The sequence below is a fragment of the Microvirga arvi genome, assembly GCF_016892765.1.
In the GTDB taxonomy this organism is placed as follows: domain Bacteria; phylum Pseudomonadota; class Alphaproteobacteria; order Rhizobiales; family Beijerinckiaceae; genus Microvirga; species Microvirga arvi.
This window is the reverse complement of record NZ_JAFEMD010000040.1, coordinates 1-15,155: the sequence shown is the minus strand read 5'-3', so window position 1 is coordinate 15,155 and position 15,155 is coordinate 1. Positions and strand designations below refer to the sequence as shown.

General features: G+C 56.9%; 16 protein-coding genes. 9 read left to right on the top strand and 7 right to left on the bottom strand.

Translation table 11 applies throughout. The annotated features are described in order from the left end of the window. The first annotated feature begins 49 nt into the window (after positions 1 to 49). A complete protein-coding gene (gene repC / locus ILT44_RS21110) occupies positions 50 to 1,204 on the top strand; it encodes a plasmid replication protein RepC (protein ID WP_204241593.1) in 1,155 nt (384 codons plus the stop codon). A gap of 149 nt (positions 1,205 to 1,353) precedes the next feature. Here the strand turns inward: repC and ILT44_RS21105 are convergent, their stop codons facing one another. The 4 genes from ILT44_RS21105 to ILT44_RS21090 all read right to left on the bottom strand — a co-directional run bounded on the left by ILT44_RS21105 (position 1,354) and on the right by ILT44_RS21090 (position 5,184). Then, entirely contained in the window at positions 1,354 to 1,824 is a 471-nt protein-coding gene (locus ILT44_RS21105) for a hypothetical protein (protein WP_204241592.1), read from the bottom strand. A gap of 66 nt (positions 1,825 to 1,890) precedes the next feature. Further along, a complete protein-coding gene (locus ILT44_RS21100; RefSeq protein ID WP_204241591.1) occupies positions 1,891 to 2,361 on the bottom strand; it encodes a hypothetical protein in 471 nt (156 codons plus the stop codon). A 1,633-nt stretch (positions 2,362 to 3,994) separates the two neighbouring features. Then, positions 3,995 to 4,573, bottom strand: a complete 579-nt coding sequence (locus ILT44_RS21095) for a hypothetical protein (RefSeq protein ID WP_204241590.1) — start codon at positions 4,571 to 4,573, stop codon at positions 3,995 to 3,997. Positions 4,574 to 4,698: 125 nt separating this feature from the next. Beyond that, positions 4,699 to 5,184, bottom strand: coding sequence for a hypothetical protein (locus ILT44_RS21090; RefSeq protein WP_204241589.1), 486 nt, complete (start codon positions 5,182 to 5,184; stop codon positions 4,699 to 4,701). A gap of 1,262 nt (positions 5,185 to 6,446) precedes the next feature. Here ILT44_RS21090 and ILT44_RS21085 point away from each other — a divergent pair. The 4 genes from ILT44_RS21085 to ILT44_RS21070 all read left to right on the top strand — a co-directional run bounded on the left by ILT44_RS21085 (position 6,447) and on the right by ILT44_RS21070 (position 8,821). Further along, positions 6,447 to 6,854, top strand: a complete 408-nt coding sequence (locus ILT44_RS21085) for a hypothetical protein (RefSeq protein ID WP_204241588.1) — start codon at positions 6,447 to 6,449, stop codon at positions 6,852 to 6,854. 174 nt (positions 6,855 to 7,028) lie between these two features. Continuing rightward, positions 7,029 to 7,607, top strand: a complete 579-nt coding sequence (locus ILT44_RS21080; protein ID WP_204241587.1) for a hypothetical protein — start codon at positions 7,029 to 7,031, stop codon at positions 7,605 to 7,607. A 402-nt stretch (positions 7,608 to 8,009) separates the two neighbouring features. Continuing rightward, the gene (locus ILT44_RS21075) at positions 8,010 to 8,465 is read left to right on the top strand and encodes a DUF6878 family protein (protein WP_204241586.1); all 456 of its coding nucleotides are present in this window, start codon (positions 8,010 to 8,012) and stop codon (positions 8,463 to 8,465) included. Positions 8,466 to 8,467: 2 nt separating this feature from the next. Beyond that, positions 8,468 to 8,821, top strand: coding sequence for a DUF6915 family protein (locus ILT44_RS21070; RefSeq protein WP_204241585.1), 354 nt, complete (start codon positions 8,468 to 8,470; stop codon positions 8,819 to 8,821). A 79-nt stretch (positions 8,822 to 8,900) separates the two neighbouring features. Here the strand turns inward: ILT44_RS21070 and ILT44_RS21065 are convergent, their stop codons facing one another. After that, positions 8,901 to 9,386, bottom strand: coding sequence for a hypothetical protein (locus ILT44_RS21065; protein ID WP_204241584.1), 486 nt, complete (start codon positions 9,384 to 9,386; stop codon positions 8,901 to 8,903). Positions 9,387 to 9,509: 123 nt separating this feature from the next. Next, the gene (locus ILT44_RS21060) at positions 9,510 to 9,902 is read right to left on the bottom strand and encodes a hypothetical protein (RefSeq protein WP_204241583.1); all 393 of its coding nucleotides are present in this window, start codon (positions 9,900 to 9,902) and stop codon (positions 9,510 to 9,512) included. 316 nt (positions 9,903 to 10,218) lie between these two features. Here ILT44_RS21060 and ILT44_RS21055 point away from each other — a divergent pair, with 316 nt between their 5' ends. Continuing rightward, entirely contained in the window at positions 10,219 to 10,821 is a 603-nt protein-coding gene (locus ILT44_RS21055; RefSeq protein ID WP_204241582.1) for a hypothetical protein, read from the top strand. Between the two features lie 304 nt (positions 10,822 to 11,125). Here ILT44_RS21055 and ILT44_RS21050 read toward each other — a convergent pair whose 3' ends face one another. Further along, complete coding sequence (locus tag ILT44_RS21050; protein WP_204241581.1) at positions 11,126 to 12,316, bottom strand: flagellar biosynthesis protein FlhF; 1,191 nt, start codon at positions 12,314 to 12,316, stop codon at positions 11,126 to 11,128. 235 nt (positions 12,317 to 12,551) lie between these two features. On the opposite strand from ILT44_RS21050, the gene ILT44_RS21045 reads away from it, so the two are divergent. The 3 genes from ILT44_RS21045 to ILT44_RS21035 all read left to right on the top strand — a co-directional run bounded on the left by ILT44_RS21045 (position 12,552) and on the right by ILT44_RS21035 (position 15,109). Continuing rightward, complete coding sequence (locus ILT44_RS21045) at positions 12,552 to 14,204, top strand: patatin-like phospholipase family protein (protein ID WP_204241580.1); 1,653 nt, start codon at positions 12,552 to 12,554, stop codon at positions 14,202 to 14,204. After that, the gene (locus tag ILT44_RS21040; protein WP_204241579.1) at positions 14,195 to 14,416 is read left to right on the top strand and encodes a hypothetical protein; all 222 of its coding nucleotides are present in this window, start codon (positions 14,195 to 14,197) and stop codon (positions 14,414 to 14,416) included. The genes ILT44_RS21045 and ILT44_RS21040 overlap by 10 nt, the downstream gene beginning before the upstream one ends. 399 nt (positions 14,417 to 14,815) lie before the next feature. Further along, positions 14,816 to 15,109: a nucleotide-binding protein gene (locus tag ILT44_RS21035; RefSeq protein WP_204241578.1), complete on the top strand. Its 294-nt coding sequence runs from the start codon at positions 14,816 to 14,818 to the stop codon at positions 15,107 to 15,109. The last annotated feature ends 46 nt before the right edge of the window (positions 15,110 to 15,155 follow it).

Genomic DNA, 15,155 nt, shown 5'->3' with positions numbered 1-15,155 from the left:
CATCGGTTTCGGTGAATGCTCCCGCTTTGCCCTCAACATGGAGGGTACGATGCAGCTTGCATCGTCAGGAGGCCGGCGGCTGAGACATGCCGCTCTGGTCGCGAGAGAACTCGCGCTCGAAACCGGGCGCACAGTGACGCGTAAAGAACTATCTGCGGCTGCCCGAGACGCCGTGAAAGCCTTGGATCTCCCGACCACTCCCCGGGTAGTCCTGTCGGAACTCGTGGCCTGCTGGGGTGAGCAGGAATGGGAGCGCCTCCTGGTCTGGCCGTCTAACGACTATCTCGTCGGCCGGACAGCGCTGACAGATCGTGCCATCAGGAAGTCCATCCGCCGGCTGATCGATCTGGGGCTCATCATTCCCAAGGATTCCCCAAATGGAAAGCGCTATGCCGTCAGGGACCTTGCTGGTGAGATCATTGATGCCTTCGGCTTCGATCTGACGCCGGTCTATGCCCGGCGGGGTGAATGGACGAAGCTGTTGATTGAGCAGAAGCAATTGCGGCAGATCCAGAAGCAAGCCTTCGATGAGGTCACCATCTGCCGCCGGGCCGCCGAAGAAGCAATCAATGCCCTTGCCGAGCATTATCCGGAGATCGATCGGACTGCTCTGGAAGAGGATCTGAAAGCCCTCAAAGCCAGGACTCCAGCGCGATCGAAAGCCTCTCTTCCCGCAGGCCTCATCGACGCTTGGTCTCTGTTGAGAAGTCGTGCCGAACAAGTCTTTTTAGATGCGGGCAATGGAGGAACTAGGTTCCGTCACACTAATAACAACAACGGATCTCCTAGTGAGCCTTGTAACAAGGGCTTTCCGAAGAAAGCTGAGGCGGTTCGTTCAACCGAACAACCGCCGGAGCACCTATCACCGGAATTGATCCTTGAGGCTTGCCCGGCCATCGGCGACTACGGCCAGCCGGTGCGGGACCTCGCTGACATCGTCTCAGCCGGCCGCTACCTCAGGGCCTCGCTCGGGGCCCATGAGAGCGCCTGGGCCGAAGCCGTCGAGGAGGTGGGCCCCGTCAGGGCGGCCATTGCGGTGATCTACGTCCTGCAGCTCTACGAGGACGATGCCGCCAGGAACGGCGGCGAGAGCCGGATCAAGAACCCGGGCGGCTACTTCCGCGCGCTGACCCGCATGGTCAAAGCCGGCAAGATCGACCTGAGTGTCGAGCTCTTGGCTATGCGGAGGCGTAGAATGTCATGAGCTATCTTGAGTCATTGCATAGAAGGCATACCTGATGGGGATGAGCAATCCTCCTCGCTTGATCGGCGGATAGATAGCGGCTTGTCGATCCGCGGTCCTTGGCGGCTCGACATATACACATGGATGGCCCGCTCTTGCCGCGCGAACCGTCACCACCCCTGCGCGAGCAGCGTGCTCTCAATCAGGTCCTCAAGCTCAAGCGAGATCATCCGACCATCCTGGTGCATAAGCGTAGCCCGTGCGCCATGACTCATTTGTCGACCGAAAAGGAAGGGAGCATAGCCAAAGAAGCCAACGTCCATGATGATCAGGTGAGTGTCAGGCATCAGATGCGACCGCACCTCGCGCCAAAACAGGTCTCGTCGCTCAGCGTACGGGAGGCCATCGCCATCGTCCGAGGCATCATCATCGAGCCCCAGAAACAGGAAGTCATCGTTGATGGCGCCGGGCCAGTAATCCGTCTCATGCGCAAGCAACATGAATTCGTCGTCCCGGCAATTAAAGTAGACATTCTGCGTCGCCAGGAACGCGCGAAATGCATCCGGATCCTGAACCGGGAAGTAGCTGGTCGAGGCGTAGTTCCAGCCGATCGGAAGGGGTGCATTGGCCGGAGCGTTCAAAGAAGTTGTGTGGGTCATATCGATGATCCTGTCGAAATGTTTGTGAAAAGGTCTGGAAGAGAGGTGTTAATGCCGTTTGGGCGAGCTGTTGATGCGCTCGCATAACTCATCGATTTCATCCGATGTCAGCGCCTGCGCGTGGGCCGATGCGATCAGCCCAACACCGATGTCGAATGCAGCATCTCCGCAAAGTTGGTAGTTGAGGTAGTACTGATAGACGCGCAGAGCGGCCAACACGGTGTCATGCTCTTGATCGAGCAGACAAACGCAATGCATCTGCTGCGAGATCGGCTGGTCTATTTCTTTAGGCTCAACTTGCTGGACGGAGGAATGCCAGGGAAGCGGGCCAGCCGCCCTTTGGGTCGAAGGAACCAAGAAAACCTTCAGATTTCTATCAATGCTGGCTCTTTTTACGTTATAGTAGTCGAGCAGAAAGTCGACGGCTTGTGCCGCAGTGGTCGCCCTGACCAGGAGGTCGAGGTTCTCACCATTGCCGTCTGTTGCGGCGATAAAATAAAGATCGTTCTGGATAATCATTGTTATAGTTGTTAGCCCTTCATCCAGGGGATGAGATTAGGATTATAAAAGGTTGCGTTCTGCTGCGCCGAATGCCTACGGCGCACTCGAAAATTCACTATTTGGCCCGCGTGGCAGGCGCTCGAACCCCCCTAGTGTCAGACTTGAACCACTGGTATGTGTCGAAGCCTCGAGAACCGCCAACCCCGCTATAATGCAGGGATCACGAGGTAAATGCAATATTATTCAGTATGGTGCCGGGGCAGTGCGCGACGCACGGGCGGTTCCATCCCGTATTCTCGACCGCCCACAGGGCTATCAGGTACGCAGAGCATTGGGCCTGACAGTGGAATGCACTTTCGGGATGCGCCCAATGCTCAAACATGTGGGCAGCGCATCGCTTGATCCGGAAACCGGCCCCTCCATTCCCGCAAGACCTGCCAAGCAATGGATTGTGAGCCTTGGTACAGCACTCAGCGTTTCAGACGCGCCGGATGTTGGTCGGTGCTGGATCGGTCGAAGGGGTCTGCCGCGGGTCGGCAGATGTCCCGTAGGCAAGCCATGCCTCATGGAGGGTACGAGCCGCGGCTGCGGAGCGGCAAAGGACCTCAACGCTTGCTGTCTGGTCAAAGCCATTCTCCTCAATTCCGATGATCCCGACAGCCTTCTGCCATGAGAGTATGTGGCGCAGCGCTGGCCAATCCGCAGCACGAACCTTAAGCTTGACAATAGATGTTTGTGTGGCCGCTTTCCGAGCGGAAGGACGAGCAAATTCAAAGTAGCGCATAGGTTAACCTCATGTACGTTTCTGAGTTATTTATCCCAGGCTGAGTCCATGATGCGCCTTCGCTCCTCCTCGGTGATCCTATCCCGGATTGCGGTCGGAAAGCATCAGCAGGGGGAAGGATTGGGTTCCTGTTTCGCGCCATTCTTGGAGCCCCTGTCCGCAGCGCGGCAGTTACGTGCTCAATAAAATAATTTTGCGCGGTGCTGAGAGGCACGATACCTGGCCATCGCATCTATTGGTACAGCGTGCAGGCAGCTGTTCCACATCCCTTGATGGACCAGGCAAGATCATTCTGGATACATCAGTAACAGTCCACCAGTCGCCAGGTCCTCCTCCTGTTGCGGCTTCATGCCTCTCGCGCTCGCTCTACAGACGCAAACGGAAGTTAGCCTGCTCGCTGGGCCGACACGTTCGGCGGGCAAAACTATTCGTAAAATTATTTTGGAGGTTTGAGCCGAGCCAAGAGCGATGGTATTTGCTACAACAGGACTGCAGCCCTAAGGCGGCGGCCATCATGATCCTGGAGCAATTACAGGATCATGATGGTTGGCACACAAAACAGTTTTGGAGGCCTCAGGCCGAACTCCCGCAGGCTCGGTGACACCTCCAAAATCTGTTGCTCCGGTGCAAAGTTGCCCGAGGGGAGGGCAGGCACTTGGAAATCTGTCACGAGCGTCCAGAGCCAGGCACCGATCTCGCGGAGTATATGAATCGGTGCGGCATCGCGATCACAACGAAACCTGACTGGCGTACCTATGCTGATTTATGGCTGGCGCCAGAGAACGCGCGGGCGATCCTCATCGTCCTTGCAGACGGTGTATCCGCAAAAAATGATTTTTGCTGATCGGCAAACACGATGACGAAGCCTTAGCACCAGTGCATGTTGAGGGTCAGGATGTCGCTTTGGTTAGGCTCCTCATGAAAGAAAACGCAAGCAGAGGTGCGACTGCTGATCAGATCCCGCGGTGTAGTCAACATATCGTGGCAGCGCTCGATATCCTCGAGCGACGCTCTGTACGGATGCAACATCCAGTGCATGCGATTGTCCGTTACGAGGATCGCGTCGCCATAGACAGTCGGAGCAGAAGAGCTCGGGAATCCAGCCTTGCTGCGGGCTGCTGCCAGCAACTGGGTAGCGAGCGGGTTTTGAGGGAAATGTTTACTGATGTCGAGGATATGTCCTTCATACCCCGGGGTTCCGAGCGTTGCGGTCAGCTCGGCGCGTGCATTGTTGTACTGCACAACCGTGTGAGCCCGCGCCACCCCAGGGTGAAAGTTCGCCATATGATAATACCCGACGTCATAGCCGAGAAACTCAACGGAGCCATCGGATTTGATGGCGTGACGAAGGCCGACCTTCTGCCGAATAAGGATTTTTTTATCCTGCAATTGTTTGAGCGCTAAGCGCGATTCTTTGTTGGGATTCAAACGAGATTTAGGTGCCATTATGGGAAATTAGGAAATTGAGGAAGTAAAATGGTTTTGCTTGCATTAATCGCAAGATGGTAAAAAGGCCTGGCATGGTGCAGCGAGAATATTGCCCCATGCCAGGCGTGATCGAATAGAACGTGCTAGACCAGAGCCATTGCAACGGCCATGGTGTCCGCATCGCTGACGGCACTATCTGCAACGAAGAGGTCATGAATGGGCTGCCTGTCGTCCCAACCCGCCTGCAACACATGGTTTCGACCTTTGAGGTAATGGTCGACTACCGTTGCAATTTCATCAGAAGGTGCCCGGGTGCGGATGCAGGGCGTCATTGCCACTCCGCGAAGGATATAGGCGGAGCCATACACTTTCACGCGCCTGCCGCCTTTTAGCCTGATCGTGTCAGGCTGGTGCAGGAGTTGGGTGGCGCGCTCGTTGAACGCGACATCACCATCGTCGTGCATGCCTCGATCGAGAAAATGCATTTGACGCCGCTTGTCATCGAGGTTGGTCTCGACAGCATTGTACGATCGGGCGACCGCCGGCTGGGTGGATGCACACACCTGCATCGTGCCATCGGGTTTCATTCGGCTCCAGTAAAACAGGGGCCTTTCAGTAATGATGCTCATTTAAACTCAAAAAATTAAGTATGGATTTCAAATCGAAAAAGGAGCCCGCTTAACTAGCGGGCGTGCGTAGGATCTCAAAGATCTCGCCCGCATGTCAATTAACTTCTTCGCTCGCTTTCCAGAGCGTCTTTTGGTACAAAGAATAGGTGAGCGGCAGCGGCGAGCCGTTGATGCTCTGATACCGGCCGGGTGACCGGTCGTTGACGGTGACCTCAATGCAGCAGGTCTTGCCGAGAACCACGCCAGGAGATGGCAGGCCTGGTTTGCAAAAAATTATTTTAGAGGTGTCTGCGATCGTTTTTATCGACGACAAACAGCCCGTGGTGTATAAATAGGATCACATAAGGCTCAGGAGATTTCTTACAGGGGTCCGCTCCACCCCGAACCGTCATCCGGGACAATTACAAGGCCATCCGCAATGGACGCCGTAGACCGGGAAACGTAAGGCAGAGCCGCCGACCAAGACGGACGCCCCACCCCAGGTGGTAGGGAGGCAACGGCTGCTTGGCAGAGGATCGAGAGGATCGCTTTGCAAGAAGGCATTGAATAGAGGACAGGTGTGTCTTGAGCAATTCGACCCCTGTCCGCCACACGGCGATACCCTAACAGTCGTCGTGTGAAGCTACAATTTCTCAAAAATTGTTAACCGTTGGACATAAAAGGGTCTACCGGGGACGCATCGAACGGCGAGTGCAAAAAGCGATAGGGCACACTCAGCCGCCACCCGTAACGTCCCAACTGTAGGTGAGGCTTGTCGAGATAGGGCTGTGAGTGCAGGGATCGGGCAACCTCCTGCGCCGGGTAGAACCGGCTATGCGGCTTGTTGGGTAGTCACGGACTCAGGATGACTAGATTTTCTTCCCTCACTTTCGTTTTAGTTTTGAAGCGAAGGTGAGGGGAGTAAGGTAGATTAGATCTAGGATGACATGGATTTCATGATCCCTACAGGAATTGATCCGAAGGATCTGGCTGATGGCTGGAAGAGCGAAACGCCAGTGAAGTGATCCAGCCAGAAGCAGTGGGAACGCGAAGCGTTACCGCTCAGTACTAACGACATAGGCGGTAAAGCAACAATCGATGCTGTTCGTCATGGCCATGTGGCCTTGGGGCATTGAGCAGCAAACCACATAAAATGAATTTGCGATGTGAGCCTGAAGGCTCTCTTGCCATTGCCGTGGCCTTTCAATCGGCTTCATCGGAAGTGAAACCTATGACTAAGGCCATGCCGAATGATCCTCCGACATGTATGTTGGCGGCCTTCGATGACCTCCGCGTTCGTCCTGCTCCTCAATGGGTTACCCAAGGGTTCATCGAACGTGTCGCATCGCACGCTTTACCGCCATGGTGCCAGCCATGCCTGCTCGCCTGAACCCGATCAGTGCCCATACATAAAATTCTTTTCACCACATCCGCTGCTGCCGGTCTGGAGCGAGGTACCAATCGAGCAGCGGGTCAAACACGGCGGCTTGGAGTTCACCTCCGAAGCCGACTTCATTCGAACCGCCCTGTCGGTGCCGCAACTCCGGGTGCGCCAGCCACCGCACAGGCCAACTCGGCCAATTGAGCAAGGCGTGAAATGGTGTCCGTTGAGGCCGGGCGTTGTAGCGCATGAGACCGCAGCTCGCGTGTCGAATAATAATGACAACAGCGATCACGTCGCGGCAATATAGGTCTATCAACAGCCTTCAGGCTGAAGGCTTCATTGCAATTTGAACAGGACGAAATACGACTGAGGAGGCATCCTCCTCATCATGTGGTCCGCGAAATAATTTCAAATATGCGGCCCCAGGGCTGCAACAATAATTTGTGAGTAATACTTTATGAAGAATGTTGGATATTGTGCCGTGCACTTCCGTGACCAGAACAAGTTTACCCGATGGGCGATCCAGGACTCCTGGAAAGGGGTCGGGCAGCAGACCTTTCAAAAGGTCACGCAGTTGGTCGCAGACCAGATTGCCGAGGGCGTCGCGAGAAAGGGAATCTCGCACGACGAGCTGATCACGGGATACTTGCAGTACCTCGTTGTCGATGCCGCCGCGGAAATGAACCTCCGAACGATCCCCTGTCGGAGCTACGCGCTGATGCAACACCTTGGCTCGCCGTATTATCTGATCGAAACCGATGGGCTCAGCCCGATCAGTGTGCGGTCCCTGGAGGTCAACTCGTGGCAGGAGGCGGACCAGATGATTGACGATATGGACGCCGAACACGGCAATTCCTACGTCCGCGTGCGAAATCAGGCTGATCATATCTCGATCATTCTCCCTGATGATCCGGCCCATTCGGCCATTGCGCCCGGAACCCTGACGGGATTGCTTCAGCCTTATGAGAAGCTGCTGCAAGGGGGTCTGCGCCCGAAGCCTGAAAAGGGGCTCCGGCCTTACTACGGCGCAGCTCGACCCAAGATGTGGCACAAAAGGTGAGCATCGAATGAGGCGGGGAGGGCGATGAGCTGCCCCGCCCGACGTGGTGGCGCGCAATGGCTTCACGCTTCCTTTGCGTAAAGGAGCCAGGAACGTGCGAGGGGCGCCTGTGTGCCGAGGAACCGACACCCGGAATACGGAGCAACAACCCATCACGCATCTGAATCAATCGGGAGCGGATTGATTCCGAAATGGAATTGGATCCGGGATGCGATCGTGAGTACCTACACGGGCGTCGAGGGGCGCTGGGCTCATGCTCTCCTGGGCTGCGCACCGCATTAGGGCAGTTCCAGGCGACAAGACCCATTGCCACCAGACGATGGAGAGTAACAGGCCTGGTTTCATCGCTCGATGAGCTCGGGCTGATGTTTATCGCAGTCGTTACATGAATGGATGCCCGTTATGCTGCCTGGAGCTCGACGTCAGAACAGAAACTCTGATCAATTCCGTCTTGCCGTGATGGACGAACTGCGCCAGCACGGTGTTGCCGAGGCGATCATCGAATTTGATGGATCCGATGATGAGGGGCAGGTCCAAAGCATTTGCTGCAAGATGCTTGACGGCAGCATTGGCACACTGGATTTCCCATCCAGCATCCCTGGTGAGATCATCCCGGCTGGAACCAGCATTTGGGACAGAGGTGCCGGCGTTTATATCTCACATTCATCGAGCCGTCCCGCAACGGTGGCTGAGATTCTCGATGAGTGGAGCTATGAGTTGCTCAGCCAGGTTGATGGTCTATGGCAGGATAACCTTGGCAGCTACGGTCAGATCGTGATCATTCCTGCGGCGAATACGATCCGCTGTGATCAGCACCGGCGCTTCCTTGACACCGAAACCGTTCACCATGAGCTCTGACCATGGCTGACGCGTTTCACCATGCGGTGTCGAGTGCCCGCAAGTGGGGTGGCACCCACAAGGATTATCTGGCTGTGCACCAGTGGTTTGATGAAAGCAAAAAGATCACATGCGATTTCCGGCACCGGGCGCTGCGTCACCATGCTGAAGGTATTGCCCTCTGCGTGCAGATCTTTGGAGCATCGATCACCAATAGCTTAGGCCGCGAGGTTCCCACGCGCTGGGTGGCAGAGCAACATGTGACAGAGGATTTCGGATGGATTCCCTCGTTCCTGGACTGGGTCAGGGCGATCAAGCCTGAGCCCTGGATGGGTCGCGTGCCGAAGCTCGAGCCCGCAGGAGGGGATGAACAATGACGAGAACCGCGAGCGCCGACCAGCGGAGATCGCGAAGGCAGGGATGAGTTGTGGGGAGCTGAAGGAGCGGTAAGCTGGCTCAGGCCAGCATGATCTTCAATAGAAGATAGTCCGCCGTCGACTGGCACGAGACACAAGACACAGGCGTGAATTTGCGCGTCAGGTCCCAACCCAAAAAGCTGACCCTGACCTCCCCCTGCAGAGATACCGTGTCAATGATCGTTTGCACATCATTGTCGGTCCCGTTCGCGTCAAAGTTCTTAAACCAGCATGTATCTCCGCCAACAAAGACCGGCCCCCTCAGCGGGAGGGCATTCGATAACCCGAGCTCGTCACCTGCACCCGCCGTCTGCGCCAATGCTGTTGCCGCGGGGTTGATCGGAACTCCTTCGTGGCACTGACGGAAGGATAGAGTTGTAGGCGCACCATTCCAGATGATTTTAGCTTTCGAGAGCATGCGGAACTCGCGGAACGTCAGGAAGTGGCGGTATTCCTGCCCATCAGGATCGATGCACAGCACAGAGGTTACGGCGGTTCGCGGGGAAGAAGGGCGATAGAGTTTCATTCGGTCTAAAACAATTTTAGCAAGTCTCCCGGCAGGGGAGGCAGGGGTGCAGTGGCTGCCTGCATGTTTGCAGAACTTGCGGCGACCACTGCCGAGGAAAGGCTGATGGACCTGGATGACCCGTCAGTACGTCGCATCCGGCGGACGGCGCCCCAGCACAGCTTCAGCCTGGGCGTAGATATCCGACAAAACCAGTTCGGTTCGCTTGCCGCGACTGTCGATGGCAACGGCAGCTCCGGAGATATAGCGCAGCTTCTCAGCGCCCGCCTCAATGAGCACCGCCATCTCCCCATCCAGCAGAAAGCCGGAGAGCTCTTCGGCAAAGTCGAACGGCTCGCAGTCTTCGCCACGGCAGGTCGGCCAGCCGCCGAAATTCTCGCCGGTGATTGCGATCGAGCCATGGTCGTCCTCATGCAGGACGCTAACGTCACCAATGTCAGACAGCCACGCCAGAAAGGCTTCCTTGTCTTTGACTTTAAAATAATTCGAGCGGGAAAAGCCACACCAATCAGCCATTGCAAATCTCCATAAAAAACAACCTCACAAATAGAATCAGGTTAAAAGTAAGCTACTTGAAGTATATGTTCCTTCAGGTGAAGAGAGGTTACCAAGGCGCGGCGCTATATGCAAGAAAAACAAACAGCTAGTGTAAGCGTCGTGCTGGGGGATCGCTGTGTGTGCTTTAATTTGCATATGCAGAGTGTGTTGAGTTATGATGTGTCCATCGTCAGGCGCACGACATGAAGAGTTATTCTATTTTGTATAGCTTTAATCAAGCGTCATGATCTAGCAAATTTTAGCATTCAACTTTAGAAAAAATAATTTTTACGTAATGGCAGCAAAAAGCAGACTAAATCCTAATCCGGCGAGCCGGCCGACACTGAAGTCTCTGCAGGACGGAGGCATCCTGCACCGGGAAATGATCGGCCTGAGAAACATCATTCGAGCCACATCGGGTGCCGTCGAGCCGTTCGGCTATGACATCGGCGGCGTCTACGACTTCATTCACAATGAGGCGAGCTTGAGCAACTTTCGCCAGAATGCCCGCCGTGCGCATGGGCTCGTGGGCTACAATGGTGGTCGGGCTGAAATCCTCGCAACGACGAACTATCGTGATTGGAACGAAGTCCGCGATGTTCTCAGCGCGCACTATCCCGTCAACAGCCTAGCGACAAGTCTTCTCCAGCAGCCTTGCACAAAGCGGGCATGGTTTGACCCCAAGATCCCGATGTACGGTGATGCTGTCCTCATCACGGACAAGCGCTATCACTGGGTGTTCTCGAACAATCACGCCACGGAAGACGAGATCCTGGCGTTCGATGACCTGCTGACCACGCCGCGCACGTTACATAAGCGGTGGAACCATACTTCGATCGTGTTTCATACGGAACCTAATCAAGCCGACATTTTCTCGATCAAAATGACGTGGCAGTAAGAATAACAGCCGGAGATCTTGAGCACAGTCGGAGCAAGGCATCCTCGGTGAAGAGATGGCACATACCTCGACTTGAACGATCAATCGCTCTCCGGCTGGGTATGACCCAGCCGGATGGCTTGCTCACAATCATTGCTGGTACTGTGACATGGCTCGCCTGGTGAGGGATACCGGATCGTGCTTAGGACAGCGTGGTAGAGGGGCTCGCGATACTGCGGGTGAACCTTCTCGGGAGCGTACACCCAAATCTTCTAGGGTACCGCGCCTGTTGGGAGGAGGGTGCTCCACGTGTATTCCCGAGAGATCAATCCCTGTTGGTACCAGATCCTGCCGTCAGGCGTAGGGAGGCGTCAGCTCCTGTGACTTTTGGCTTGTCGAAGTTCAAGTTACCGAGCTTCCACGACTGGAGAACGACAGCGGCTTCACCAATCGATTTGGGCTTCACACCTCCCTCAGCCGCACGCTTGATGCTCAGGGTCTTACCGCTCCACTCGAGGAGAAGGCGGTCTTCTGGTCCAAACCCCGCCTGGTCCCACACTTCACGCGGCACGCGAATGGAGGTGTAGAACCGGTCCGAACGCTTGGCGTCCGGAATGGACCGCACCACGACGGGCGCAGAGATAGCCTTACCGCTACCGTCCTTAGTCTGCTTTGAGCGTCTCTTGTGCCTCACCGACTCTTTCGCCCGGAACGCCACCAGAGGCTCTGGTTCGGAGCTGATTTCCACGTCCTGCTGTTCGACAGAGGCAGTCTCTCGCGTGAGCAGTTCTTCAACGCGAGCCGTCTCCCCCACAGGCAGAGATGCGGTTGGGATCGTTCGGATTGCGCTGACAACATCCCGAAGGCCGCCAGAGATCCCCTCTGCTGATTGAACCATCAGGGGGGCTAGACGTGCAATCGCTTCGATCTGCTGACCGCCTAGAGCCACCAGCTTGCTCACCTGCTCTGCCATGCCTTCCATGGTCGAGCGCAGGCCTTTTAACTCTGCGGCCATGCCCGTCAGGGCCTGTTCCACCTCGCGTGACAGGGCGGGGGCTGACCCGGTCTGCGTGGACGCCTCCGGAGCAGAGGGGCGAGGGGTCTGCACCGGCTTGGGGCGGAAGACCTCCGCGGCGAGCGCCTCAGGCTTGCCCAGGTGGCGGGCCAGGATATCGGCTGTATCTCGGGGCCGCTTGTCCGCTGGGGCGCTTTGGCGGCTGGGAAGGCTGGCAGCCGCTGGCGACCCCTGGGGCCTTGCGTCGTTGGACGGCCGAGGCCGCTGAGCCTCCCGGGGTTTTGCCAGGCAAGCCGGACACAGATCATAGGCTCGGTCGCGTCCGAGAAGCCAGCCGCGGTCCTTGAAGTAGCCTTTAACGAACTCATCACCGGCAGGCTTGCTGGCTTCGTAGATGTCTGACTTGGGACACGTGGAGCATCGGGCCGTGAAACGGTACTTGGAGGGGGCGCCACCGGTACGGGTGATCTGCGGCTCGAACTGACGTGCGATGCCGGGCATGTATCTTGTCCTATGCTAATTGTAACCAGCTTTCCGACTGAGAACGGATCTTGCGCCCTGGAGGCAACCTTTGATCGGAAAGCAATTGAGAGAATGCGAGAGCACATAATCCCTTGCCGGAGAATTTCCAAGCCTATGCCTGTTTGTTCGAAGGGATGTCTTTACCGCCTCCTGCTAGCTACAGGCCGTTCAAACCTATTGAGGCGCCCTGTCCCGAGGCTGAGGCGATAGATCGATGATCGAGGAGGACGAGCCTGCCGAAGACAGGACAGTTGATCGCGTGTTCGTCGCCTTCGAAGGGGGAGGCGCAAAAGGGCTTGTCCACATCGGCGCTCTGAAGGCGCTTGAGGAGTATGGGGCGAATATCACTGGGCTCGCAGGAACCTCCGCAGGTGCTATCGTTGCAGCCTTGAGAGCGACCGGACTGCATGCCGATGACATGGCAGATCCCCTCCGTGGTACAACACTGCTCCCGTTACTTGGCCCAAAGTTCCGAACAGCAACCGACATTTTCGGCCGGGGAGGATGGGCGCGGATTGCTACTCTACGTTCTGCTGCAATAGCCTTCTCCGGTCGCCGCCGGATTGCATCAGTTGGCTTGCTGCTTCTCGCCCTGTTTGGCTCTTTGTGTGTCGCCCATGATTACGGCCGATGGGCTGCAGCGCTCACAGTGGCAGTCTGGATTTCGGTCGTTGTGATTGGAGGCCTCTGGCTGCTCAGCGGTCTGTCGAGTGTTCATATCTTTCGGGACGCCTTGCGGAAGCTGTTGCAGGAGCGACTCTTTCCCACTGAACCGAGTCGGGATGTTCTCTTCTCCGATTTCGGCGTTGATGGCCGGCCGACCTTGAAGATTGTCGCAACGGACCTGAATGCACGTCAGCTCAGGCTGTTCTCACCCGAACAAACGCCGGATACCCTGGTTGCCGATGCTGTGGCGGCCTCAATTTGCCTCCCTGTGATTTTCCGCCCATTTGAGTTCGGGTCGTCGGTCTTTCTGGACGGTGGCCTCGTGTCCAATCTACCGGCTTGGCCCTTCGACGAGGAGCGCGCTCTCGACCCCGACGCCCTGACGATTGCCGTCGAGATCATCGACACAACCTCGAACGCTCCGGTTTCTCCGACCGGATGGCTTGGAGCTGCCGTGAAAACCGCCATCTTCGGCTCCTCCGTTCTGAACAAGCGGGCGGTCGGCCGGCTCGAAGTGGTGCCGATGGAAACCCAACTGAAGGTGTTGGACTTCGATATCGGCGCGGATGCCGCGCTCAAGGCGGTCGCAGAAGCTACCGATTACGCCCGAGCCCGCATTGTGCAGCGGCTTCTGGAGGGGCCAGGTGTTCTGCGGGAGGCCGCCCGGGATGTGTATGTGCTCACCCGTGCCGTGCTGGAGGAGCAGGAAAGCATTTTCGCCTCGGGTACTTTGACGGGACGTATCCGGATCGCCCTCGCCATCAAAGAAGCCGGGTTGTATCGCTCCCTCAGGCTCCGGCACGGGATCGGCTATGAGGAGCATACCGATGAGGCGATGCTGTTGCCGATGGAAGGTTCGCTTGCCGGCCGAACCTGGTTGGGACGGGAGCCCACCTTTACAGAAATCGTCCAGGTGGCCGGGTTGCTTTACGATGCGGAGGGGACGGAAATCCTTCCAGGTCCGGCGAACCGGCAGCGCCGACGCCTGATCTGGCCGGAACTCGCATGGTCGCTGTGCGTTCCGGTGCTCACGGCCGGGCAGGATGAGCCTGCCTTTGTCGTTGTCGTGGAGGGGGAGGAGCAGGTGGCTGCGGAGGCCCCGGACCTGGAGAGCGTCATCAACTTGCTCTCTGAGGGAATTAACACCATATTTGAAGAGCCGCTTAAGCGGCTAGCAAGGCTTGGTTATTCATGGGCGTGAAAATCCTTCGTGGCGCATCCGCCGCCAGATCCGCAGGCGCCACAAGCCAGCGCAACACGCTTGACCCGAGCTTCGTTGAACGGGTGCGGGCGAAAGCGGCTGCAAGCAGCCGGACGCTCACGGCCAAGGCGCAGCGGATTGTCGAGGAGCATGACCGCAATCTTTCCCGGATTACGGATCCGAAGCTGAAGGCGAGTGCTCTGAAGCGGTAAGGGGTCCCATCAGATATCTATATAATGTAACGTTTTGAAGAAGCATTCTTTTGACAAGCAGTCTGCTGTCGCTCTGCAGGATGGCAGCACAAACTTATCTGGCACAATATCAGCTCAGCGCGCATCCAAAGTTACGACGAGGATATCGTCGGAGCGCGGCCCATAAAATTGCCACGGTTGAACGGCCAAGGTCCGCTCGTGTGGTTTCAGCCTCCTTGAACCGCATCAGCCCTGGCTGAGGATCCACCCGATTTCCTTGGCTGGGGCTCCAACCGCCCTCAGCCGGAGGTCTGCAACGACCCCTCGGTGAGGGCGTTTTGTTGTCCGCCGAGCGATAAGGCTCCGTTAACCATACCTGCGCGACGATGCAGTGCCTGATCGATACTTGGGGGAAATGGCATGAATGTCGTGGTTTTCGCGTCCCGCAAGGGAGGTTCCGGAAAGAGCACCCTTGCCGCGCATCTGGGGAGCTATATGGCCGAAAATGCGCGGCCGACACTCCTGATTGACGCGGATCCGCAGGGATCCCTGACCCTGTGGCACCGGGTTCGGGGCTCACGGGACCTTGGACTTCATGTTGGCACCAAGCATCTCGCGGCCACTCTGGCGAAGGCGCGGCGCGCCGGGGCTGAATGGGTTCTGATCGACACGCCGCCGAACGCTGTCGGCCGAACTGAGAAACTGCCCCCCTGACGAAACGAAGACCTGACCCCTCCTTGGCAAAGGAGGAATAGATGTC